This window comes from Streptomyces sp. T028 (assembly GCF_048159505.1).
In the GTDB taxonomy this organism is placed as follows: domain Bacteria; phylum Actinomycetota; class Actinomycetes; order Streptomycetales; family Streptomycetaceae; genus Streptomyces.
Map to the genome: position 1 here is coordinate 83,780 of NZ_JBLRVZ010000045.1, position 22,555 is coordinate 106,334.

Annotated in this window: 19 protein-coding genes and 1 pseudogene; 9 read left to right on the forward strand and 11 right to left on the reverse strand. The window is 71.0% G+C overall.

Features of this window, described 5'->3' with window-relative positions; translation table 11 throughout:
- Positions 1–75: 75 nt before the first annotated feature.
- From whiA to rapZ, 3 genes are read right to left on the reverse strand one after another with little or no spacing between them, the layout of a single operon-like run.
- Positions 76–1,065 (reverse strand): DNA-binding protein WhiA, encoded by a 990-nt coding sequence (gene whiA / locus ACLZN2_RS37390; RefSeq protein ID WP_385064485.1) that lies wholly within the window; start codon positions 1,063–1,065, stop codon positions 76–78.
- The gene (locus tag ACLZN2_RS37395; protein ID WP_416984032.1) at positions 1,056–2,123 is read right to left on the reverse strand and encodes a gluconeogenesis factor YvcK family protein; all 1,068 of its coding nucleotides are present in this window, start codon (positions 2,121–2,123) and stop codon (positions 1,056–1,058) included. The genes whiA and ACLZN2_RS37395 overlap by 10 nt, the downstream gene beginning before the upstream one ends.
- Positions 2,120–3,019, reverse strand: coding sequence for an RNase adapter RapZ (rapZ, locus tag ACLZN2_RS37400; RefSeq protein WP_416984033.1), 900 nt, complete (start codon positions 3,017–3,019; stop codon positions 2,120–2,122). The genes ACLZN2_RS37395 and rapZ overlap by 4 nt, the downstream gene beginning before the upstream one ends.
- Between rapZ and ACLZN2_RS37405 the strand changes: the two genes are divergently transcribed.
- Entirely contained in the window at positions 2,976–3,215 is a 240-nt protein-coding gene (locus ACLZN2_RS37405) for a pentapeptide repeat-containing protein (RefSeq protein WP_416984034.1), read from the forward strand. The two genes, rapZ and ACLZN2_RS37405, sit on opposite strands and share 44 nt — an antisense overlap.
- 70 nt (positions 3,216–3,285) lie before the next feature.
- On the opposite strand, the gene uvrC is transcribed toward ACLZN2_RS37405, so the two are convergent.
- Positions 3,286–5,421 (reverse strand): excinuclease ABC subunit UvrC, encoded by a 2,136-nt coding sequence (gene uvrC / locus ACLZN2_RS37410; RefSeq protein WP_416984035.1) that lies wholly within the window; start codon positions 5,419–5,421, stop codon positions 3,286–3,288.
- A gap of 329 nt (positions 5,422–5,750) precedes the next feature.
- Between uvrC and ACLZN2_RS37415 the strand changes: the two genes are divergently transcribed.
- Together ACLZN2_RS37415 and ACLZN2_RS37420 are read left to right on the forward strand one after the other, a co-directional pair.
- Positions 5,751–6,722, forward strand: a complete 972-nt coding sequence (locus ACLZN2_RS37415) for a hypothetical protein (RefSeq protein WP_416984036.1) — start codon at positions 5,751–5,753, stop codon at positions 6,720–6,722.
- Between the two features lie 117 nt (positions 6,723–6,839).
- On the forward strand, positions 6,840–7,751 hold the full coding sequence (locus ACLZN2_RS37420; protein WP_416984037.1) for a carbohydrate kinase family protein: 912 nt from the start codon (positions 6,840–6,842) through the stop codon (positions 7,749–7,751).
- A gap of 90 nt (positions 7,752–7,841) precedes the next feature.
- Here ACLZN2_RS37420 and uvrA read toward each other — a convergent pair whose 3' ends face one another.
- Entirely contained in the window at positions 7,842–10,841 is a 3,000-nt protein-coding gene (uvrA, locus tag ACLZN2_RS37425) for an excinuclease ABC subunit UvrA (protein ID WP_416984038.1), read from the reverse strand.
- A 222-nt stretch (positions 10,842–11,063) separates the two neighbouring features.
- Between uvrA and ACLZN2_RS37430 the strand changes: the two genes are divergently transcribed.
- The 5 genes from ACLZN2_RS37430 (at position 11,064) to ACLZN2_RS37450 (ending at position 15,308) form a co-directional block, all read left to right on the forward strand.
- On the forward strand, positions 11,064–11,750 hold the full coding sequence (locus ACLZN2_RS37430) for a maleylpyruvate isomerase family mycothiol-dependent enzyme (RefSeq protein ID WP_416984039.1): 687 nt from the start codon (positions 11,064–11,066) through the stop codon (positions 11,748–11,750).
- Between the two features lie 9 nt (positions 11,751–11,759).
- The gene (locus ACLZN2_RS37435; RefSeq protein ID WP_416984040.1) at positions 11,760–12,416 is read left to right on the forward strand and encodes an MBL fold metallo-hydrolase; all 657 of its coding nucleotides are present in this window, start codon (positions 11,760–11,762) and stop codon (positions 12,414–12,416) included.
- A 344-nt stretch (positions 12,417–12,760) separates the two neighbouring features.
- Entirely contained in the window at positions 12,761–13,645 is an 885-nt protein-coding gene (locus ACLZN2_RS37440) for an ABC transporter substrate-binding protein (RefSeq protein WP_416984041.1), read from the forward strand.
- Positions 13,642–14,559: an amino acid ABC transporter permease gene (locus tag ACLZN2_RS37445; protein ID WP_416984042.1), complete on the forward strand. Its 918-nt coding sequence runs from the start codon at positions 13,642–13,644 to the stop codon at positions 14,557–14,559. Before ACLZN2_RS37440 ends, ACLZN2_RS37445 begins: the two co-directional genes overlap by 4 nt.
- Positions 14,556–15,308 carry an amino acid ABC transporter ATP-binding protein gene (locus tag ACLZN2_RS37450; RefSeq protein WP_416984043.1) on the forward strand — a complete coding sequence of 251 codons (753 nt, stop codon included), beginning with the start codon at positions 14,556–14,558 and terminating at the stop codon, positions 15,306–15,308. Before ACLZN2_RS37445 ends, ACLZN2_RS37450 begins: the two co-directional genes overlap by 4 nt.
- Here ACLZN2_RS37450 and aroQ read toward each other — a convergent pair whose 3' ends face one another.
- Complete coding sequence (aroQ, locus tag ACLZN2_RS37455; RefSeq protein ID WP_416984044.1) at positions 15,309–15,779, reverse strand: type II 3-dehydroquinate dehydratase; 471 nt, start codon at positions 15,777–15,779, stop codon at positions 15,309–15,311. It abuts the gene before it with no gap.
- A gap of 196 nt (positions 15,780–15,975) precedes the next feature.
- On the opposite strand from aroQ, the gene ACLZN2_RS37460 reads away from it, so the two are divergent.
- On the forward strand, positions 15,976–17,247 hold the full coding sequence (locus tag ACLZN2_RS37460; RefSeq protein WP_416984045.1) for an MFS transporter: 1,272 nt from the start codon (positions 15,976–15,978) through the stop codon (positions 17,245–17,247).
- Positions 17,248–17,260: 13 nt separating this feature from the next.
- Here the strand turns inward: ACLZN2_RS37460 and ACLZN2_RS37465 are convergent.
- From ACLZN2_RS37465 to ACLZN2_RS37485, 5 genes and pseudogenes are all read right to left on the reverse strand, one after another.
- A pseudogene (locus ACLZN2_RS37465) lies at positions 17,261–17,967 on the reverse strand (calcium:proton antiporter); the annotation flags it as partial.
- A gap of 66 nt (positions 17,968–18,033) precedes the next feature.
- Positions 18,034–18,348 (reverse strand): hypothetical protein, encoded by a 315-nt coding sequence (locus tag ACLZN2_RS37470; protein WP_416984046.1) that lies wholly within the window; start codon positions 18,346–18,348, stop codon positions 18,034–18,036.
- Positions 18,349–18,474: 126 nt separating this feature from the next.
- On the reverse strand, positions 18,475–19,476 hold the full coding sequence (locus tag ACLZN2_RS37475; protein WP_416984047.1) for a TerC family protein: 1,002 nt from the start codon (positions 19,474–19,476) through the stop codon (positions 18,475–18,477).
- Between the two features lie 234 nt (positions 19,477–19,710).
- On the reverse strand, positions 19,711–21,765 hold the full coding sequence (locus ACLZN2_RS37480) for a TerD family protein (protein ID WP_416984048.1): 2,055 nt from the start codon (positions 21,763–21,765) through the stop codon (positions 19,711–19,713).
- Positions 21,766–21,819: 54 nt separating this feature from the next.
- Positions 21,820–22,398 (reverse strand): TerD family protein, encoded by a 579-nt coding sequence (locus ACLZN2_RS37485; protein ID WP_416984049.1) that lies wholly within the window; start codon positions 22,396–22,398, stop codon positions 21,820–21,822.
- Positions 22,399–22,555: the final 157 nt, after the last annotated feature.

Genomic DNA, 22,555 nt, shown 5'->3' on the forward strand with positions numbered 1-22,555 from the left:
AAACGCCGGTGATATCACCCTATTGGGTCACACCACCGGCGTCCTGAGAACGCCTCAGAGCATCCTGAGGGACCGTCAGCCCACGAGGTTGTCGGCCAGCTCCTCGGAGAGGTTGGCCTCCGTGCCCGGGATGCCGAGGTCGGACGCGCGCTTGTCGGCCATCGCCAGCAGACGGCGGATACGGCCGGCGACCGCGTCCTTGGTCAGCGGCGGGTCGGCGAGCGCGCCCAGCTCCTCCAGCGAGGCCTGCTTGTGCTCCATGCGCAGCCGTCCGGCCGCCGCGAGGTGCTCGGGCACCTCGTCGCCGAGGATCTCCAGGGCACGCTGGACACGGGCCCCGGCGGCCACCGCCGCGCGGGCCGAGCGGCGCAGGTTGGCGTCGTCGAAGTTGGCGAGCCGGTTCGCCGTGGCCCGCACCTCGCGGCGCATCCGGCGCTCCTCCCACGCCAGCACCGACTCGTGCGCGCCGAGACGGGTCAGCAGCGCGCCGATCGCGTCGCCGTCGCGCACGACGACCCGGTCCACGCCGCGCACCTCGCGGGCCTTCGCGGCGATCGACAGCCGGCGGGCGGCGCCGACCAGCGCGAGCGCGGCCTCGGGGCCCGGGCAGGTCACCTCCAGGGAGGAGGAGCGGCCGGGCTCGGTGAGCGAGCCGTGCGCCAGGAACGCCCCGCGCCAGGCCGCCTCGGCGTCACAGGTCGCGCCGGAGACCACCTGCGGGGGAAGCCCCCGGATCGGGCGCCCGCGGCCGTCGACCAGTCCCGTCTGGCGGGCCAGCTGGTCCCCGCCGGCGACCACGCGCACGACATAGCGCGAGCCGCGGCGCAGTCCGCCCGGAGCCATCACGATCAGTTCCGAGCTGTGGCCGAAGATCTCCAGGATGTCCCGCTTGAGCCGGCGGGCCGCCATCGCCGTGTCCAGCTCCGCCTCGATCACGATGCGGCCGCTCACCAGGTGCAGGCCGCCGGCGAACCGCAGGACGGCGGAGACCTCCGCCTTTCTGCAGCAGGTCCGGGTGACGGGAAGCCGGGAGATCTCGTCCTTCACCGCTGCCGTCATCGCCATGGGCCGATCCTTCCATGCATCCGAAAAATACGGTCGTACGCGGCGGCGAGGAGCTCCGGGTCGTGTCGGGGCGTTCCATCGGTCCGGGCCACCTTCGCCAGCTCGACAGCGGCCCCGAACCGGGTGGCGGCGTCGGTCAGGGAGTCGCGGTCGGGCACGGCGGCCTCGTCGGCCAGCACCACGTCCAGGGCGAGTTTAGGGGCGTGTCGTCCCAAAACCTCCAAATGACGCTGCGGGGAGAAGCCGTCGGTTTCTCCGGGCTGCGGCGCGAGGTTCAGCGAGAGTACCCGGCGCGCCTTGGTCTCCATGAGGGCGTCCAGCAGTTCCGGCACAAGGAGGTGCGGTATGACCGAGGAGAACCAGGATCCGGGGCCGAGGACCACCCAGTCCGCGTCCAGGACAGCCGCCACCGCCTCGGGTACGGCCGGCGGGTCGTGCGGCACGAGGTGCACGGACTGCACCTCACCGGGGGTGAGAGCCACGGTCGCCTGCCCGCGCACGGTGTCCACGTCCTCCGGCCGCCGCGGATCGTGCCCCTTGACCAGGGCCTGCAGCTCCAGCGGTACGGCGGACATGGGCAGCACCCGGCCATGCGCGCCCAGCAGCTTGCCGACCAGGTCCAGGGCCTGGACGTGATCGCCGAGCTGCTCCCACAGGGCGACGATCAGCAGGTTGCCGACCGCGTGCCCGTTGATCTCGCCCTGGGACTGGAAGCGGTGCTGGATGACCCGGGCCCAGGTCTGGCCCCAGTCGTCGTCGCCGCACAGCGCGGCCAGCGCCTTGCGCAGATCGCCGGGCGGCAGTACGCCCAGCTCGTCCCTCAGCCGCCCGCTGGAGCCGCCGTCGTCGGCGACGGTGACCACGGCGGTGAGGTCACCGGTGATCCGGCGCAGCGCGGCGAGCGAGCCGGACAGGCCCATACCGCCGCCCAGCGCGACGACCTTGGGCTGGGCGCCGCGGCGGCGCGGCCTCGCGCCCCGGGCCTCGACCGGCCGGCTCGCGCGCCCCTCGGACGCCACCCTGCGCAGCCGGCCCAGCCGCGGAGTACGTCCTGTCATTCCCGTCCCATGTCCCGGTGCACGACCACCGTCTCCACGCCCTCGGCCGCGAGGCGCGCGGCGAGCTTCTCCGACATCGCGACCGAACGGTGCTTGCCGCCCGTACAGCCGACCGCGATGGTCACATAGCGCTTGCCCTCCCTGCGGTAGCCCGCGGCGATCAGCTGGAGGAGCTCCGCGTACCGGTCGAGGAACTCTTTCGCGCCGGGCTGGTTGAGGACGTAGGTGGCGACCTCCTCGTTGAGGCCGGTGTAGGGGCGCAGCTCCGGGACCCAGTGCGGGTTGGGCAGGAAGCGCATGTCCACGACCAGGTCGGCGTCGACCGGGAGGCCGTACTTGAAGCCGAAGGACATGACGGTGGCCCGCAGCTCGGGCTCCTCCTCGCCCGCGAACTGGGCGTCCATCTTGGCGCGCAGCTCGTGCACGTTGAGGCTGGAGGTGTCGATCACCAGGTCGGCGTCGCCGCGCAGTTCGCGCAGCAGTTCGCGCTCGGCGGCGATGCCGTCGACGATCCGGCCGTCGCCCTGCAGCGGGTGCGGGCGGCGCACCGACTCGAAGCGGCGCACCAGGGCGTCGTCGGAGGACTCCAGGAAGACGATCCGCCGGGTGACGTTCTTCGACTCCAGGTCGGCGAGGGACTCGCGGAGGTTGTCGAAGAAGCGTCGGCCGCGGACGTCGACGACGACCGCGATCCGCGCCACGTTGCCCTGGGAGCGGGCGCCCAGCTCCACCATGGTGGGGATCAGGGCGGGCGGGAGGTTGTCGACGACGAACCAGCCGAGGTCCTCCAGACACTTGGCGGCCGTCGAGCGGCCGGCCCCGGACATGCCGGAGATGATCACCAGCTCGGGGATGGCCGCCTCGGGGATCCCGGGCGGCGTGCTGTCCGTACTCACCTGTGCTCCGTCTTCGTGCCCGGCGTTGTCGGGGTCTGTGTTCTGGGGGGCTGTGGTCCCGGGAACCGTGTTCTCGGGGGCCGTGTTCTCGGGGGCCGTGTTCTCGGGGGCCGTGTTCTCGGGGGCCGTGCCGCCGGGGGTCGCGTGGTCGGGGGTGGCGGGGTGCCGGGTGGGATCCTCGCCGGGTTCCCTGTGACCCTGCGGGGATGCCGCTGTGGGCGTGCGGTCCCGCTCGTCCGTGGGATGTGCGTCGTGCTCGTGCTCGGTCATGTCTCCTGCCCCCGTCGTTCTTCCGGGGCGCCCGCCGTCACGGGGTCTCCGGGGGAACCCGCCGTCGTTTCGGGTTCCTCATCATCAATGATCTCTCCGGTCGCCGTGTTCACGGCGGGGGCGGGCCGGGCCGCCCGGGCGAGGGCCGCCGCGATGGTCTCGGCGGTCTTGCGGCCTATGCCCGGGACCTCGCAGATCTGGTCGACCGTCGCGGCGCGCAGCTTCTTCACCGAGCCGAAGTGCTTGATCAGCGCCTGTTTGCGCGTCTCGCCGAGGCCCGGTACGTCGTCCAGGGGGCCGGAGCGCAGTCGCTTGGCCCGCTTGGTGCGCTGGTAGGTGATCGCGAAGCGGTGGGCCTCGTCGCGGACGCGCTGGAGGAGGTAGAGGCCCTCGCTGGTGCGGGGCAGGACGACCGGGTCGTCGTCGTGCGGCAGCCAGACCTCCTCCAGGCGCTTGGCGAGGCCGCAGACGGCGATGTCGTCGATGCCGAGTTCGTCGAGGGCGCGGCGGGCGGCCGCGACCTGGGGCTGCCCGCCGTCGACGACGACGAGCTGGGGCGGATAGGCGAAGCGCTTGGGGCGGCCCTCGTCGTCCTTGAGGCTGGTGGCGAGGGGGGCTTCCTTGCCGTTGGCGAGGGTGGTGCCGTCGGTTTCCGTGCCCTCTGTTTCCGTGACCTCTGTTTCCGTGCCCTCGGGCAGGGCGCTCTCGGCGTCGGTCCACTCCCCCGTGCGCTCCTTCTCCGCGAGGTAGCGGCGGAAGCGGCGGGTGATCACCTCGTGCATGGAGCGGACGTCGTCCTGCCCCTCGAAGCCCTTGATCTGGAAGCGGCGGTACTCGCTCTTGCGGGACAGTCCGTCCTCGAAGACGACCATGGAGGCCACCACGTCGTCGCCCTGGAGATGCGAGATGTCGTAGCACTCGATCCTCAGGGGGGCGCTGTCCAGGTCGAGGGCCTCGGCGATCTCCTCGAGGGCCCGCGAGCGCGTGGTCAGGTCGGAGGCGCGCTTGGTCTTGTGCAGGACGAGCGCCTGCTGGGCGTTGCGCTCCACGGTCTCCATCAGGGCCCGCTTGTCGCCGCGCTGCGGGATGCGCAGCGAGACGCCCGAGCCGCGGCGCCCGGTGAGCCACTCCTGGACGGGCTCGACCGGGTCGGGCAGCGCGGGGACGAGCACCTCCTTGGGGACGGCGTCGCCGGTCTCCTCGCCGTACAGCTGCTGCAGGGCGTGCTCGACGAGGGCTCCGGTGGTGATCTCCTCGACCTTGTCGGTGACCCAGCCACGCTGGCCGCGCACCCGTCCGCCGCGGACGTGGAAGATCTGGACGGCCGCCTCCAGCTCGTCCTCGGCGACCGCGATCAGATCGGCGTCGGTCGCGTCCGCGAGCACGACGGCGTTCTTCTCCATGGCCTTCTTCAGGGCCTCGATGTCGTCGCGCAGGCGGGCGGCCCGCTCGTACTCCATCTCCTCGGCCGCCTCCGTCATCTCCTTCTCCAGGCGGCGGAGGTGGGTGCCGGTGCGGCCGGCCATGAAGTCGCAGAACTCGTCGGCCAGTTCCCAGTGGTCGTCGGCGGAGATGCGGCCGACGCAGGGCGCGGAGCACTTGCCGATGTAGCCGAGCAGACAGGGCCGGCCGGTGCGGGAGGCGTTCTTGAAGACGCCGGCGGAGCAGGTGCGCACGGGGAAGACGCGCAGCAGCAGGTCGACGGTGTCGCGGATCGCCCACGCGTGCGCGTACGGACCGAAGTACCGGACGCCCTTCTTCTTGGGGCCGCGCATGACCTGCACGCGCGGGAACTCCTCGTTCATCGTCACCGCGAGAGAGGGGTAGCTCTTGTCGTCGCGGTACTTCACGTTGAACCGGGGGTCGTACTCCTTGATCCAGGAGTACTCCAGCTGCAGCGCCTCGACCTCCGTGGACACGACCGTCCACTCCACCGACGCGGCCGTGGTGACCATCGTGCGGGTGCGCGGGTGGAGGCCCGCGAGGTCCTGGAAGTAGTTCGCCAGGCGCTGGCGCAGGCTCTTCGCCTTTCCGACGTAGATCACCCGGCGGTGCTCGTCGCGGAACCTGTACACCCCGGGAGAGTCCGGGATCTGTCCCGGCTTGGGGCGGTAGCTGGAGGGGTCGGCCATGTCTCACACCCTACTGGCGCGGAGTGACACTCCGACGGGCCTGTGGACAACGACCGGCCGCTGTCGGGACCCCTGTGGAAAACCCGGGTTTCCGTACGTTTCCGGACGGCCGTTCGGTGTCCGCTCGCACGGCGGACACCGGCCAGGCGCATGTGCCACTCGGGCATCAGGTGTTGTCGGGACTTTGTCAACACGCTTCAATGCGGGGGAACTCGGGGCCCTGAAGGACGCCTTGCGGATGTGAAGGAGCCCCGGCGTCTAGCGGGGAACCCCGGTCCCTCACGCGCGGTCCGACCAGCCGTCGCGAGCTTTCACAGAAAGGCCCCTGCATGCCGCACGCCACACAGCACGCGGACGCCGCCGAGGACGTCGCCGTCGCGGAACTGGACACGGTCCTGCGGGGCGGCCCGTTCCATGTCGCGCTGCGTGCCGCGATCGCCGCCCGTGGACTGCCCCTGCAGCGCGTCCAGCACCATCTGTCACGCCACGGGGTCAAGGTCGGCGTCACGAGCCTGAGTTACTGGCAGCAGGGCGCCCGGCGCCCGCAGCGTCCGGAGTCGCTGCGGGCCGTCCGGGCGCTGGAGGAGATCCTGCGTCTGCCGGAAGAGTCCCTGATCCGGTTGCTGGGGGACGCCGAGGTGAGCACCGGCGCCGACCCCGTTCCCGGGCGGACCACGGGCCGGTCCTACCGCTCCGTCCAGGAGGCCTCCGGCGTCCTTGAACGTCTGCACGCCGAACTGGAGTGCCCCCTCGACAGCGGGCTGCACACCCTGGGTCATCACGAGAGCGTCCGCATAGGGGCGCGCCGTGAGCTCCTGGGCCGCGAGTCGCAGCACATCGTGCGCGCCCACCGGGACGGCGTGGACCGCTTCCTCGCCGTCCACCAGGGGGATCCCGGGTGCGCCCCCGAGCGGATGACCGTACATGCCCTGGAGAACTGCCGCGCCGGACGGGTCCGCCGCCATCACGACACCGGCGTGCTGGTGGCCGAGTTCCTGTTCGACACCCGGCTGCGGGCCGGTGAGACGTTCCTCTTCCGTTACGCCGTCGAGGACGGCACCGCCGACGTCTCCCGCGAGTACGTCCGCGGTTTCGGTGCGGCGGGCGGCCAGTACGCGCTGCAGATCCGGTTCGCCGAGCAGGCGCTGCCCGTGCGCTGTCACCGGTTCACGCAGCACTCGGCGGCGGCGCCGCGGGGCGGCCGTCAGGAGCTTTTGCTCAGCTTCCGCCACCGCTCGGTCCACCTCGTCGAGCCGCGCGTGCGGTCGGGGATGGTGGGCATCGGCTGGGACTGGGAGTAAGCGGGGGGCGGCACAGGGCGTCGGCTGCCCGGACTCGTCCGTTCCGTCCCGCGGTGCCTCGCGGAGCGGGCAGACTCGGCTTGAGCAGCCCGAAGTGTCCGCGAAAGGAACCGTCCCGTGATCGTCGTCGCCGGTGAGGCCCTCATCGACCTGGTACCGCGGGGCACGGGGGCCCTCGCGGCTCTGCAGCCGGCACTCGGCGGCGGGCCCTTCAACACGGCGGTCGCCCTCGGCCGCCTCGGCTCCCCCACCGCCTTCTGTTCCCGTGTCTCGTACGACGCGTTCGGGGAGGCGCTGCTTGGCAGGCTGCGGGAGTCGGGCGTGGACGTGTCCGCCGTGCAGCGGGGCCCCGAGCCGACCGCCCTCGCGGTCGCCACCGTCGACGGCGACGGCTCGGCGGCGTACTCCTTCTACGTCGAAGGCACCGCCGACCGTCTGTTCAGCGCCCCGGCCGCCCTCCCGGCGGGGACGCGCGCGCTGTCGTTCGGCACCTGCTCGCTGGTGCTGGAGCCGGGTGCGAGCGCCTACGAGGAACTGCTGCGGACCGCGGCCGGGCAGGGTGTGTTCACCGCGCTCGACCCGAACATCCGGCCCGGGCTGATCCCCGACGCCGACGCCTACCGGGCGCGGTTCAAGGGCTGGCTGCCCTCGGTGAACCTGCTCAAGCTCTCGGAGGAGGACGCCCTGTGGCTGGGCGGCACCCCGCACGAGTGGCTGTCCGCCGGTCCCTCGGCCGTCGTGATCACGCACGGCGCCGCCGGGCTGAGCGTCATCACCTGGGACCACGCCGTGTACGCCGTGCCGGGCGAGCCGGCCGACGTCGTGGACACCATCGGCGCCGGTGACACCGTGACCGCGGCTCTGCTGCACGGTCTTTCGGTGCGGGACGCCCTGTCGCCGACGGCCCTCGAGGAGCTGGGTGCCGAGGGCTGGCGGCGATTGCTGGGGTTCGCCGCCCGCGCGGCGGCGCTCACCTGCTCCCGGGCGGGTGCGGAACCGCCGTACGCCTCGGAGCTGGGCGAGTCGTAGGGACTGCTGGTCCACAACGCTGCGGCGCCCCGCGGGGAGTTTCCGGGGGCGCCGTGTTCGCGGACGGGGCGGGGCCTGCCGCCGCTCGGCTCAGGCCTTGCGGGCCCGGGTCGTCTTCTTCCCGGGGGCGACCTTCTTGGCGGCCGCGGGGACCTTCTTGGTCACCGTGTTGTTGGCGGTCCTGGCCGCGACCGTCTTCTTAGCCGCGGCCTTGCGCGGGGCCTTCACCGGTGCCGCGTCGCTGATGCGGTCGGCGCCGAGGATCTCGCGCAGGAACTTGCCGGTGTGGCTGGCCGGTACCCCGGCGACCTCCTCCGGTGTGCCTTCGGCGATGACCAGGCCACCGCCGGCGCCGCCCTCGGGGCCCATGTCGACGACCCAGTCGGCGGTCTTGATCACGTCGAGGTTGTGCTCGATGACGATGACCGTGTTGCCCTTGTCGACGAGGCCGGCGAGGACCGTGAGGAGCTTGCTGATGTCCTCGAAGTGCAGGCCCGTGGTCGGCTCGTCCAGGACGTAGACGGTGCGGCCGGTGGAGCGGCGCTGGAGCTCGCTGGCGAGCTTGACGCGCTGTGCCTCACCGCCGGAGAGGGTGGTCGCGGACTGGCCGAGCCGGACGTAACCGAGGCCGACGTCCTTGAGGGTGTTGAGGTGGCGGGCGATCGACGGGACGGCCTCGAAGAAGTCCGTGGCCTCCTCGATCGGCATGTTCAGCACATCGGCGATGGACCTGCCCTTGTAGTGGACCTCCAGGGTCTCCCGGTTGTACCGGGCGCCGTGGCAGACCTCGCACGGGACGTAGACGTCCGGGAGGAAGTTCATCTCGATCTTGATCGTGCCGTCACCGGCGCAGTTCTCGCAGCGGCCCCCCTTGACGTTGAAGGAGAAGCGGCCGGGCAGGTAGCCGCGGACCTTCGCCTCGGTGGTCTCGGCGAACAGCTTGCGGACGTGGTCGAAGACGCCGGTGTACGTGGCCGGGTTGGAGCGGGGGGTGCGGCCGATGGGCGACTGGTCGACGTGCACGACCTTGTCGACGAGGTCGTCGCCGTCCACGCGCGTGTGCCGCCCCGGGACGTTCCTCGCGCCGTTCAGCTCGCGGGCCAGGTGGGTGTACAGGATGTCGTTGACCAGGGTGGACTTGCCGGAGCCGGAGACGCCGGTGACGGCCGTGAACACGCCCAGCGGGAAGGACACGTCGATGTCCTGGAGGTTGTTCTCGCGGGCGCCGTGCACGGTGAGCTGCCGGGAGGGGTCGCGCGGGCGCCGGATGTCCGGCAGCGGGATCGACTTCCTGCCGGACAGATACTGACCGGTCATCGACTCGGCGTTGGCCAGCAGCTCCTTCAGGGAGCCGCTGTGGACGACCTTGCCGCCGTGCTCACCCGCGCCGGGGCCGATGTCGACGACCCAGTCGGCCACCTTGATGGTGTCCTCGTCGTGCTCGACGACGATGAGCGTGTTACCCATGTCGCGCAGCCGGACCAGGGTCTCGATCAGCCGGTGGTTGTCGCGCTGGTGCAGGCCGATGGACGGCTCGTCGAGGACGTAGAGCACGCCGACGAGTCCGGAGCCGATCTGGGTGGCCAGGCGGATGCGCTGGGCCTCGCCGCCGGAGAGCGTGCCGGCCGCGCGGTTGAGGGAGAGGTAGTCGAGGCCGACGTCGACCAGGAAGCGCAGCCGTTCGTTGACCTCCTTCAGGACGCGTTCGGCGATCTTCTTGTCACGGGCGTTGAGCCTCAGCTCGCCCAGGAAGTCCGCGCAGTCGCTGATGGACATCGCGGAGACCTCGGCGATCGACTTCTCCATGATCGTGACCGCGAGGACGATCGGCTTCAGGCGTGTGCCCTCACAGGTGGGGCAGGGCACCTCGCGCATGTAGCCCTCGAAGCGCTCGCGGCTCGCGTCGCTCTCGGCCTCGCTGTGCCGGCGCTTGACGAACGGGACGGCGCCCTCGAAGGGCGTGGTGTACACGCGCTCACGGCCGTAGCGGTTGCGGTAGCGGACCTCGATCTGTGTCTTGTGGCCGTACAGCAGGGCCTTCCGGGCGCGCTGCGGCAGCCCGGCGAAGGGGATGTCCGTCCGGAAGCCCAGCGCGTCCGCGAGGGCGCCGATCAGACGTCCGAAGTAGTCCTTGGTGTGACCGTGCGACCAGGGGTGGATGGCGCCCTCGTCGAGGGACTTGTCCTCGTCCGGGACGATCAGCTCGGGGTCGACCTCCATGCGCGTGCCGATGCCCGTGCACTCGGGGCAGGCGCCGAAGGGCGAGTTGAACGAGAAGGAGCGGGGCTCCAGCTCCTCGAAGGACAGGTCGTCGTACGGGCAGTACAGGTGCTCCGAGAACATGCGCTCGCGCTCGGGGTCGTCCTCGGGGAGGTCGACGAAGTCGAGCACGACCATGCCCCCGGACAGGCCGAGGGCGGTCTCCACGGAGTCGGTGAGGCGGCGCTTGGCGGAGTCCTTCACGGTGAGGCGATCGACGACCACCTCGATGGTGTGCTTCTCCTGCTTCTTCAGCGTGGGCGGGCTGGACAGCTGGATCGTCTCGCCGTCCACGCGCGCGCGGGAGTAGCCCTTGGTCTGGAGGTCGGCGAACAGGTCGACGAACTCTCCCTTGCGCTCGCGCACCAGCGGCGAGAGCACCTGGAAGCGGCTGCCCTCGGGCAGCTCCAGGACCCGGTCGACGATGGCCTGCGGCGACTGGCGGGAGATCGGGCGGCCGCACTCGGGACAGTGCGGCTTGCCGATGCGCGCGAAGAGCAGCCGCAGGTAGTCGTAGACCTCGGTGATGGTGCCGACCGTCGAGCGCGGGTTGCGCGAGGTCGACTTCTGGTCGATGGAGACGGCCGGCGAGAGACCTTCGATGAAGTCGACGTCCGGCTTGTCCATCTGGCCGAGGAACTGGCGGGCGTACGAGGAGAGCGACTCCACGTAGCGCCGCTGCCCCTCGGCGAAGATGGTGTCGAAGGCCAGCGAGGACTTGCCCGACCCCGACAGGCCCGTGAAGACGATGAGCGAGTCGCGCGGCAGGTCGAGCGAGACATTCTTGAGGTTGTGCTCGCGCGCGCCACGGACGATGAGACGGTCGGCCACGCCGGTCCGCACCTTTCTTGAGAGAAGTGACAGGGGCGGGGCCCCCGTCGTTCTCAGACTAGGGGGAGCCACTGACAGCGCCGGTCGGATTCACCGGTTGACAACAATCCCGGGCCATCCAGCATGCCCGATGCCGTCACCGACCTTATAGCACGCACATTCGATTTTGGGCCGCGGTCCGACACCTTCACCCGAAGGAGTGGCGGAGCTAAGGTCAGCAGCATGATTGATCACGCTCATGACCTGGCGTCTGTACGTGAAGCGACCGACCGACTGCTCACCGCAGTCGGCAAACTGGACGACGCGGCGGTGGCGGAACCGTCACGTCTGCCCGGCTGGAGCCGGGGTCATGTCCTCGCCCATCTCTCCCGCAACGCGGACGCCCTCGTGAACGTCTTCGAGGGCCGGCCCATGTACGCCGACGCGGCCGTCCGCGACGCCGACATCGAGCGGGACGCCCCGCGCCCCCGGGACGTCCAGCTCACCGACCTGAGGGACAGCGCGGCCCGCTTCCAGGCGGCCGGGGCCTTGCCCGCCGACTGGTCGCGCACGGTCGAGCTGCGAGGCGGTGTCGTCGACACGGCGGCCCGGGTGCCCTTCCGGCGCTGGGTGGAGGTGGAGCTGCACCATGTGGACCTCGGCATCGGCTACGAGCTGGAGGACCTGCCGGAGGAGTTCACCGAGCGGGAGACCGACTTCCTCGCGGACCGCTTCGCCGGGCACCCGGACGTGCCCCCGACCCGGCTGACGGACGGCACGCGCGCGTGGCGCACCGGGCGGGAGGCGGCCGCCCCCGAGGCGACCGTCACCGGGGCCCCGGCCGACCTGCTGGGCTGGCTCGCGGGACGCCGCGACGGATCCGCGCTGACCGTGGCCGGCGGGCCGCTCCCGGCCCTGCCCCCGCTATAGGCTGCCGACATGACGTACAGCGGAGAGGTGACGGTCGGCGGACCGGCGGACGTGCACGAGCTCAAGGACCTGATGATCACCAAGATCGCGGTCGGCCCGATGAACAACAACGCCTATCTGCTGCGCTGCCGGGCCACGGACGAGCAGATGCTGATCGACGCGGCCAACGACGCGCGGGCGCTGCTCGGGATGATCGGCGACGACGGCATCGCGTCCGTCGTCACCACCCATCAGCACGGCGACCACTGGCAGGCGCTCGCCGAGGTCGTGGCGGCCACCGGTGCGCGCACGTACGCGGGCCGGGAGGACGCCGGGGGCATCCCCGTGCCGACGGACGTCCTGGTCGACGACGGCGATGTGGTCCGCGTGGGGAACGTGGAGCTCACCGCGCGGCATCTGGTCGGGCACACGCCGGGCTCGATCGCGCTCGTCTACGACGACCCGCACGGGCATCCCCATGTCTTCACCGGCGACTGTCTGTTCCCTGGCGGCGTGGGCAACACCTGGAAGGATCCGGAGGCGTTCGCCAGCCTGATCCACGACGTCGAGACGAAGATCTTCGACGTGCTTCCGGACGAGACCTGGGTCTACCCGGGACACGGCAACGACACCACGCTGGGCGCGGAGCGGCCGCATCTTCCGGAGTGGCACGCGCGCGGGTGGTGAGTCCGGCACGGGGGCGCGGCTGGTGAGTTCCTGACAGCGTGCGGTGAGTTCTGGGCACTGGGGCGCGCGGAGTCGTTCGCGCGCCCCGTGTGAATCGTGCGCACGCGCCGGTGCCTTACGCGCGCTCCCCCTCCCACGTCGTTGCGCGGTCAACTGGTTGCAGCCCCGCGCGGGATGACGGCTCCGGCGCGGAATGGGCCGCCGGTCTTCGATCCCCGCCCTCGGCCGGCGGCCCAGGCAAGACTTCGCGAACCTGTTCACGAGAACGCAACACCCGTTCCCACCATGCGGACAAACGCGGGCGTGACGTGGACAAACACGGGTTTCGCTGCCACTCTCCCGCCATGCACCTCGCCCCTCGTGTTCTGCGCCGCGCCGCCGCCGGCGCCACCGTCGCCCTCCTCGCGACCGCGGTCGGCTGCGCTCCGCAGCCCGAGGCCGACGCGTCCGCCTCGGCCTCCGCCTCGGCCGGAAAGACCTGCGCCAAGGGCGAGTTGGCGACCAAGACCTCCGGAAAGCTGACGATCGCCACCGACGAACCCGCGTACGAGCCGTGGTTCAAGGACGACAACCCGTCCAGCGGCGAGGGCTTCGAGTCCGCGGTGGCCTACGCCGTGGCGAAGCAGCTCGGGTACGACAAGAGCGCCGTCGTCTGGCAGAGCGTGCCGTTCAACAAGGCCTTCGCGCCGGGCGAGAAGACCTTCGACTTCGACATCAACCAGGTGTCCGTCAGCGACGAGCGCAAGAAGGCCGTGGACTTCTCCTCCGGCTACTACGACGTCCGTCAGGCCGTCATCGCGCTGAAGGGCACCAAGGCCGCCGAGGCGACGGGCATCGCCGACCTCAAGGGTCTCAAGCTGGGCGCCCAGGTCGGTACGACCAGCCTCGACTACATCGACGACGTGGTGAAGCCGAGTCAGCAGGCCGCCGTCTACGCCAAGAACGACCAGGCCAAGTCCGCGCTGAAGAACGGCCAGGTGGACGCGATCGTCGTCGACCTGCCCACCGCCTTCTACATCACCGCCGCCGAGGTGACGAACGCCGAGATCGTCGGCCAGTTCGAGAACCAGGGCGGCACGCCCGAGCAGTTCGGGCTCGTCCTCGACAAGGGCAGCGCGCTCACCTCGTGCGTGACGGACGCCGTGGACGCCCTCCGCGAGGACGGCACCCTGGCGAAGATCGAGCAGCAGTGGCTCTCCGACTCCGTCGACGCCCCGGTGCTCAAGTGACGGTCACGAAGGAGGAGTCCGGTCAGGAGGGCGCGGACGACAAGGGCGACATGTCCGGGGGCGGCGACGCGTACGTCCCGTCCCAGCGGCGGCTGGAGCGTGAGCGCTACAAGCGCACGCGTGCCCGCCGCGCCACCGCGATCGCCGCGCTGTCGACCCTGGTCACGGCCGCCGTCCTCTATCTGATCGTCGTCGGCGCGCCCGGCTGGCCGCGCACCAAGGAGACGTTCTTCAACGGGCAGTACGCGCGCGAGGCGTACCCCAAGGTCCTGGAAGGGCTCTGGCTGAACGTCCGGCTGCTGTTCGTCTGCGGCGCCGCCGTGCTCGTCCTCGGCATGCTCATCGCCGTGGCCCGCACCCTGCGCGGCCCGGTGTTCTTCCCCCTGCGGGTGCTGGCGGCGGCGTACACGGACTTCTTCCGCGGACTGCCGCTGATCATCAACCTCATGATCGTGGTCCTGGGCGTCCCCGCGCTGCGTCTGCAGGGCGTCACGGTCGACCCGGTGCTGCTCGGCGGTACGGCGCTGACGCTGACGTACTCGGCGTACGTCGCCGAGGTGTTCCGCGCCGGCATCGAGTCCGTGCACCCCTCACAGCGCGCGGCGGCACGCTCCCTCGGCCTGTCCAACCGTCAGGCGCTGCGGTACGTGGTGCTCCCCCAGGCGGTGCGGCGCCAGGTGCCGCCGCTGCTGAACGACCTGGTGTCCCTGCAGAAGGACACCGGCCTGGTGTCGATCGGCGGCGCCGTCGACGCCGTCCGCGCGGCGGACATCATCGTGGGCCGCAGTCTCAACTACACGCCGTACATCGTGGCGGGGCTGGTCTTCGTCGCCCTGACCATCCCGATGACCCGCTTCACGGACTGGGTGACCGCCCGGATGGACAGCCGGCGGGCCCAAGGAGGAACGACATGAGCGACGGCCCGGTGCTGCGGATGGAGTCCGTCCGCAAGACCTTCGGCGGCTCGGTCGTCCTGCGGGACGTCGATCTGGAGGTCGCCCCGCACACGGTGACCGCGTTGATCGGCGCCTCCGGATCCGGCAAGTCGACACTGCTGCGCTGCGCCAACCTCCTGGAGGACATCGACGACGGCGCGATCTGGCTGGACGGCGAGGAGATCACCGACCCGCGCACCGACCAGGACGCGGTACGGCGCCGTATCGGCGTGGTCTTCCAGTCGTACAACCTGTTCCCGCACATGACGGTGCTGGAGAACATCACGCTCGCCCCGCGCCGGGTGCACGGCGTCGCCCGCGCGGAGGCCGAGGAACGCGCCGGGGAGCTGCTGGAGCGGCTCGGACTGGGGGGTCGGGCGGGCGAGTACCCCGACCGGCTCAGCGGCGGCCAGCAGCAGCGTGTGGCGATCGCACGCGCCCTCGCCGTACGTCCCCGGCTGCTGCTGCTCGACGAGATCACCGCCGCTCTCGACCCGGAACTGGTCGGCGAGGTCCTGGACGTCGTCCGCGATCTGAAGGGCGACGGCATGACCATGGTGCTGGCCACGCACGAGATGGGCTTCGCCCGTGAGGTGGCCGACCAGGTCTGTTTCCTGGACGGAGGGGTCGTGCTGGAGCGCGGCAGCGCCGAGCAGGTGTTCGGTGACCCACGGCAGCAGCGCACGCAGCGCTTCCTGCGGCGGATCGTGGAGGCCGGCCGGCTCTGATCAGCCCGCGTTCCCCGTCCCCGCCAGCGCGGCGACCCGCTCCACCCCGAACACGTATCCCTGCACCCCGCAGCCCGCGATGACACCGTCGGCGCGCAGGGAGACGTACGAGTGGTGGCGGAAGGACTCCCGCTGATGGATGTTGGAGATGTGGACCTCCAGCACCGGCAGGCCGTCGCAGGTGTTGAGCGCGTCCAGGATCGCGACCGACGTGTGCGAGTAGGCGCCCGGGTTGATCACGATGCCGCAGTGGTTCAGGCGCGCCTCGTGGATCCAGTCGACCAACTGACCCTCGTGGTTGGACTGCCGGAAGTCCACCGTGCCGCCGTGTCCTGCCGCCGCCTTCACACACATCGCCTCGACGTCGGCGAGCGTGTCGGACCCGTAGATCTCCGGCTGGCGCTGACCCAGGAGGTTCAGGTTGGGGCCGTTCAGGATCATGATCGGGGCGGTGGCCAGGGTGTGGGGCACGGTTCCTCCGGTCCGTTCGGAGCGGCCCGTCGGGGACCGCTGCTCAGACCCGGTCTATCACGGTGAAACGGCGCACCGAGAGGCCGCCTCGGTCACCCGCCGCCCCGCTCGTCACCTCCGTGCGCCCCCGTAACCCGCCGTCACCATGGGTAGTTGACGCGGCATGCACGATGTACGCACCGTAAGGGCGCCCTCCATGCCACGGCTCGCCGCCGCCTCGCTGGCGGGGACGGCCATCGAGTTCTACGACTTCTTCGTCTACGGCACCGCGGCCGCGCTGGTTCTCGGGCCGCTGTTCTTCCCGACGTTCTCGCCGCTGGCCGGGACGCTGGCCGCGTTCGCGACGTTCGGCGTGGGCTTCGTCGCGAGGCCGCTCGGGTCGGTCCTCTTCGGGCATGTCGGGGACCGGCGCGGCCGGCGTCCGGTCCTCGTCGTCTCCCTGCTGCTGACCGGGGCGTCGACGGTCGCGGTCGGCTGCCTGCCGACGTACGGCAGCATCGGGGTGACCGCTCCTCTGCTGCTGCTCGCGCTGCGCTTTCTGCAGGGGCTGGGGCTCGGCGGGGAGTGGGGTGGCGCGGTGCTGCTCACTGCCGAGCACGCGCCGGCCGAACGGCGCGGGCTGTGGTCGAGCTTCCCGCAGGTCGGACCCGCGGTCGGGTTCGTGCTGGCCAACGGGGTGGTGCTGGTGCTGTCGGCGACGCTGACGGAGACGCAGTTCGCCGAGTGGGGGTGGCGGGTTCCGTTCTGGGCGGCCGGGGTGCTGGCCGTACTGGGCCTGTGGCTGAGGTCGTCGCTCCCGGAGAGCCCTCGGTTCCTGGAGATCGGCGACCACGCGCGCGTGCCGCTCGCGGAGGTCCTGCGCGACCACGGGCGGCTGGTCCTGCTGACCGCCGGCGGGCTCGCCGTCGGGTACGCGATCTTCTACGCCGTCACGACCTGGTCCCTCGCGTACGCGACCGAACGCCTCGGGGTGAGCCGTACCGTCATGCTGGCCTGCATCATGGGCGCGGTGGTGGTGAAGGGCGCGCTGACGCCCGTGGCGGCGATGCTGGGCGACCGTTTCGGACGGCGGCCGCTGTGTCTCGTGGGGTGTGCGGCGGCGGCGCTGTGGATGCTGCCGATGGTCGCGCTGCTGGCGACCGGCGCTCCCCTGCCGATGTTCCTGGGCTTCCTCGGGGCCCTCCTCGCGTTCGTCACGATGTTCGGGGTCGTCGCGGCCTATCTGCCCGAGCTGTACGAGCCGAGGATCCGCTGTACGGGCGCTGCGGTCGGCTACAACCTCGGCGGTGTTCTCGGGGGCGCGCTCACGCCGATCGTGGCCACGGCCCTGGCGGAGCGGTCGGGGCGCGTGCCCTGGGGTGTGGGCGTGTATCTCACGGGGATCGCCCTCGTCAGCCTCGGCTGCTTCGCGCTGCTGCCGGAGACGCGCCCGGTGCGGATGGCCGCCGCGCAGCCGGTGCTGGAGTGAACAGCCCGGGTCGCGGGTTGATCGCCAGTTCCAGGTAGGCCGTGAACAGCACGAGGTGCACGCCGCCCTGGAGGGGGGTGGCCCGTCCCGGCACCACGGTCAGGGAGGCGACCACGATGGTCAGCGCGAGCAGCACCATGTGGGTGGCGCCCAGGCCGAGGACGAGCGGGCCGGAGAGCCAGACTGAGGCGAGGGCGACCTCGGGGATCGTCAGGCCGATGCCGGCCATGGCGGAGCCGAGCGCGAGGTTGAGGCTGGTCTGCCCACGGTCGCGGCGGGCGGAGCGCAGTCCCCCCGGCCGTACAGGATCAGCGAGGACAGCGCGGCGAAGGTCAGCTGGACGCTGGAGAACCCGGGGCCCGGTTTGCTGGTCGTGAAGGTCGGCAGGACCAGGCTGAGCGTGGCGAGGGTCGTCACGGTGGCCAGGGCGGCGCCGGTGCCCTCGGCGTTGAACACGGCTGTGCCGTGGCGCAGGGAGGCGACGAGGAGGCACACGCCGACCACGCCGTTGCAGGTGATCATCACAGCCGCGAACACCGTGTCCCTCGCCAGGGGCGAGGACTTGTCGCCGCCGTCCGCCATCAGGGTCACGATCAGGGCGCCCCACGCGACGACCGCCGCGGACAGGTCGCGTCCCCAGGTCAGGACCAGGAGAACGACTGCGAGCACCGGCACGAGGGTCGTCCACCGGGTGGTGGGCGTCCTGAGCCGAACGATCATGCGGCGATCGTCGCAGAGCCGTCGGGCCTTCGCATTCCGGCCGCTACGGCCGGTGCGGCCCGCGCGTCACCTGAACGTGGTGGCGTCCTCGACGTCGCAGTCCGTGAAGGACGGGGGCTTGGTGCAGAGCGCGGCCATCCGCTCCGCGAACTTGCTCGTCTCGGGGGATTCGCTGTTGCGCATGGCCTCCTCGTAGGAGTCGAACTCGATCACCACCAGGTAGCGGTTCGGCTGGTTCCTGTCCTTGAGGACGAGGCGCCGCACGGGGCCGTCGGCGCTGTCCCTGAGTCCCTGTTCCCCCTCCTCGGCGAGTGCGCGCATCTCGTCGATGCGGTCGGTCTCGAAGCCGATGATCTGTACGAACTTCTGTGAACTGCCCATGGTGCCTCCGCCCGTAGCGGGCGCCCCCTGCTGCGGACGCCCGGGTCCCAAGGAACCACCGGGAGCGGCGGTCGGCAATGCGCCGCGCACCGCTCCCCGGGCTGGTTGTTTCTACGTCGTCCGTGGTCAGGCCTGGATGCTGTCCTTCGGAGCGCCTTCGCCCGCTGTCTGCGCCGCCTCGGCCGCCGTCTGCTTCTTCGAGGCCCGCAGACTGGTGATCGTGGTGACGATCAGGACGGAGCAGATGACGCCGAGCGAGAACGGGATGCTGATCTCGGGGACGTGGACCCCCGATTCGTGCAGCGCGTGCAGCACCAGCTTGACGCCGATGAAGCCCAGGATGACCGACAGTCCGTAGCTGAGGTGGACCAGCTTCTTCAGCAGGCCGCCGATGAGGAAGTACAGCTGCCTGAGGCCCATGAGCGCGAAGGCGTTGGCGGTGAAGACGATGTACGGGTCCTGCGTGAGGCCGAAGATCGCGGGGATGGAGTCGAGGGCGAACAGGACGTCGGTGGTACCGATCGCGAGCATCACGACGAGCATCGGGGTCATGACCCGCTTGCCGTTCTGCTCGATCCACAGCTTGGTGCCGTGGTAGCGGTCGGCGACGCCGAACCTGCGCTCGGCGGCCTTGAGTAGCTTGTTCTCCTCGAACTCCTCGTCCTCGTCGTCGGCGCGGGCCTCCTGGATGAGCTTCCAGGCCGTCCAGACGAGGAAGGCGCCGAAGAGGTAGAACACCCAGGAGAAGCTGGCGAGGATCGCGGCGCCCGCGGCGATGAAGACCGCCCGCAGGACCAGGGCTATGAGGACGCCTATCAGCAGGACCCGCTGCTGGTACTGCGACGGAACCGCGAACTTCGCCATGATCAGGACGAAGACGAAGAGGTTGTCGACGCTGAGCGACTTCTCGGTGATGAAGCCGGCGAAGAACTCTCCGGCGGGCCGGCCGCCGCCGAAGACGAGCAGGCCGAGGCCGAAGAGTGCGGCCAGGGCGATCCAGACGACGGTCCAGATGCCCGCTTCCTTGATCGACACGTCATGCGGCTTGCGACCGATGAAGAAGTCGACCGCGATCAGGGCGGCCAGACCCAAGATGGTCAGAACCCACAGGTTCAGGGAAACATCCACTGCGCCTCCGGCAGTACGTAACGGCAGGTAATCAGCGTCGTCGCGCTGCCGGAGGTCTCTTCCACCCAGTCCATGGCGGGACGGGGCCGACGTCCCGGGATCCACTTCGATCCGTATTGACGGGTGCGCCGCAGCAGGGAGTACTCCCCTCCGTGCGGAAAACAGTACCCCAATCACCAAGGAAAGGTAAAGTGATTGGCAAAAGAAAGACCAAGTTCCCTGGTCAGGATGCCTTTACGAGTGCTTGGTACGAGCGATGGCGACCTGAGCCAGCACCTGCTGGAGCACCTGGCTGCCGGGCGGCACGAGCGCCGGTTCGTACGTCCAGGCATGCCCGACCCACGGGTCCGCGAGATGGTCGTCGGGCACCGGAGTCAGCCGGAGCAGCCCGCGCCACAGCGGGTCCAGCAACGGACCGTAACCGGCGGCGTCCTCCCGGTCGGCGACCAGCATCAGATGCACACCGACGGCGGGACCCTCGTCCGCGAGGTACCGGAGCTGGTTCACGGCGCGGTCGTCGAAGCCGTGCGGGAAGTCGTTGACGACCACGAGCTGCTGAGAGGTGTCGAAGCCGGGCGGCAGCGAGTCGGCGGCACCGCCCCGCAACGCCATCTGCACCAGGTCGACGCGCTGGGTCAGCCGGCCCAGGACGTCCGCCACCCCCGCGGCGCCGGCGGCGGGCGGGGCCGCGAGCACCCCAGCCTGGACGAGCGGTGCGAACGCCGTCGCCCCCGAGCCGGCCGGGTCGATCACGTGCACGGTGAACTCCCCCGCCGGATACACGGCCAGCAACCGGGCCGTGTGCGCCACGGCCGACACCAGGGCGAGGTGCCGCAGCTCGTGCGAGTCGGCGAACGACTCCTCGGACGACCCCGTGCCGCCGCTGTCGATCCACAGCCCGCGCTCCAGCGGGAGTCGGACCAGCATCGGAATACGCAGCGGATCGCTCTCGGGAAGATGGAGATCGCCCAGACGCAGCGCCATCGGCATCTCCATGGGGACGCGGTAGGCGTGCCAGACGGGGTTGTCCCAGCGGGCGTAGGCCGGGGGCAGCGCCGGTTCCACGACGTCGGACTCGGCGCCGAGCTGGGTGAGATCCCGCTCCAGGGCTTCCCGGGCCTGGTCGACGAGCTGGATGTGCCGGGCCTGGGCCGCTTCGCGGGCCGCGTCCCCCTGGCCGCCGATCCTGCTGCGCGGGTCGGACAGGACCTGGTCCAGCTCCTTCTCCATGCGGGTGTCGGCGAAGTCCACGGCACTGCGGTAGGCGGCCGTGGTGCGGGCCAGGTCTTCGAACATGCCCCAGACCTGGTTGTAGAGCCGCTCCTCCATCGACCAGCCGGTCGCGTCGCCCGCGACGGGCGGGGCGGGCTGCCCCGGCTGGGCCGGCGGCGCGGTGGGCGCAGGCGGCGGCGGAGCGGCGTTCCGTCGACGGGGGTGGACGTAGTCGACCGGGACGCCGGTGGTGGGCGGGGGCGGCGGCGCGGTGGGCTGGGTCGCGCCGGGATCCGTCGGCACCGCACCCGTCGGGACGGAACCCGTCGGCGCGCCGGTCGAGTAGCCGCTCCCTGCGCCGGGCTGGGGGCTCTGGCCCGTCCCGTAGGGACCGGTGGCCCCCTGAGCACCCTGCGCTCCTACCGCGGAGCCGCTCTGGTCCGGGCCGAGTGCAGACGCGGCCGCCTGCCGGGAGCGGTCGCCGTCGGCCGTACGGGGTGGCGGTGCCGGGACCGAGCGGGCCAGGCCCTGGGCCACCGCCTCGTTGATGCCGGTCGCGAGCTGGTGCGCCTCGGGCAGGCCCTGGTCGGTGAGGAGTTCGGCGAGGCCGCCCGCGTACCCCTGGCCGACGGCGCGGACCTTCCAGGCGCCCTGGCGCCGGTAGAGCTCCAGGGCGACGACCGCCGACTCGGCGCTCAGACCGGTGACGGTGTACGTGGCGACCTCGGTGCCGTCGAGGCCGGTGACCTTGACGGCGGGGGGTGTGACCGAGCCGAAGCTGGCCGGGCCTCCCCCGTCGCCCGTGGGCAGGGAGAGCAGTACGTTGACGCGGTGCACGCTCGCCGGCATGGCGTCCAGGTCCACCGCGAGACGGTGATCTGCGGCCGCCTGCCGGGAGACCTCGAGGCCGGGCAGGGTCGGGGAGCCTGGATGGGCCACCCATTCGACGCCCTGCGCCCTGCCGTCCTCGTCGCTGAGCGTGGCCGCGGCCACGACCGGCGTGTCGGCCGAGATCCTGATCTCGAGGCGAACCGTGGAGAGCGGGTGGTTCTGCCCCCGCACCAGCTCGGCCGTCATCGCCCGTCCCCCTGTGTCGCGTGTGGTGTTGTCGTGTCCGTCGGCCCCGGCTCGCTACAGAACCGGCACGAGGGCGGGCATCAGGTCCTGGAAGGTACGGCCGTTGGCCGGGGATCCGAGGGCCGTCATCGTCCAGCCCGAACCCGAACGGTGCACCTTGGCCATGATCTGGGCCGTGTAGGCGCCGCCGCCCGCGAGCGTGTAGCGCGCCAACTCCTGACCGTTGGTCTCGTCGACCAGGCGGCAGAAGGCGTTCTGCACCTCCTGGAAGGTCTGGCCGGTGAAGGAGTTGACGGTGAAGACGATCTGGTCGATGTGGACCGGGACCCGCGCGAGGTCGACAAGGATCGCCTCGTCGTCGCCGCCCTGGCCGACGCCGCCGACGAGGTTGTCACCGGTGTGCCGCACGGAGCCGTCGTCGCTCACCAGGTGGCGGAAGAAGACGACGTCGACGGGCTGCTTGTCCGCGAACAGGACGGCGGAGGCGTCGAGGTCGATCTCCCGGGTGCGGGAGCCGAACAGACCGCGCCGCGGGGCCGCCTGCCAACCGAGACCCATACGGACCGCGGTCAGGCTGCCCCCGTCGTTCTTCTGCAGACTGATGGCCTGGCCCTTGGTCATATTGACGGTCACGGGCTGATTCCCCTCTCGAACTGTCCCCTGTTGCCGCGGAGTCCGCGGTTGCCGAAAACCCTACGCACAGGCACTGACGGTGCCGTACCCGGGCACGGACTTTGTGTCGTTCTTGCAACACTGCGCGTCGCGACCCGGGCACGACGACCGCAGAGGC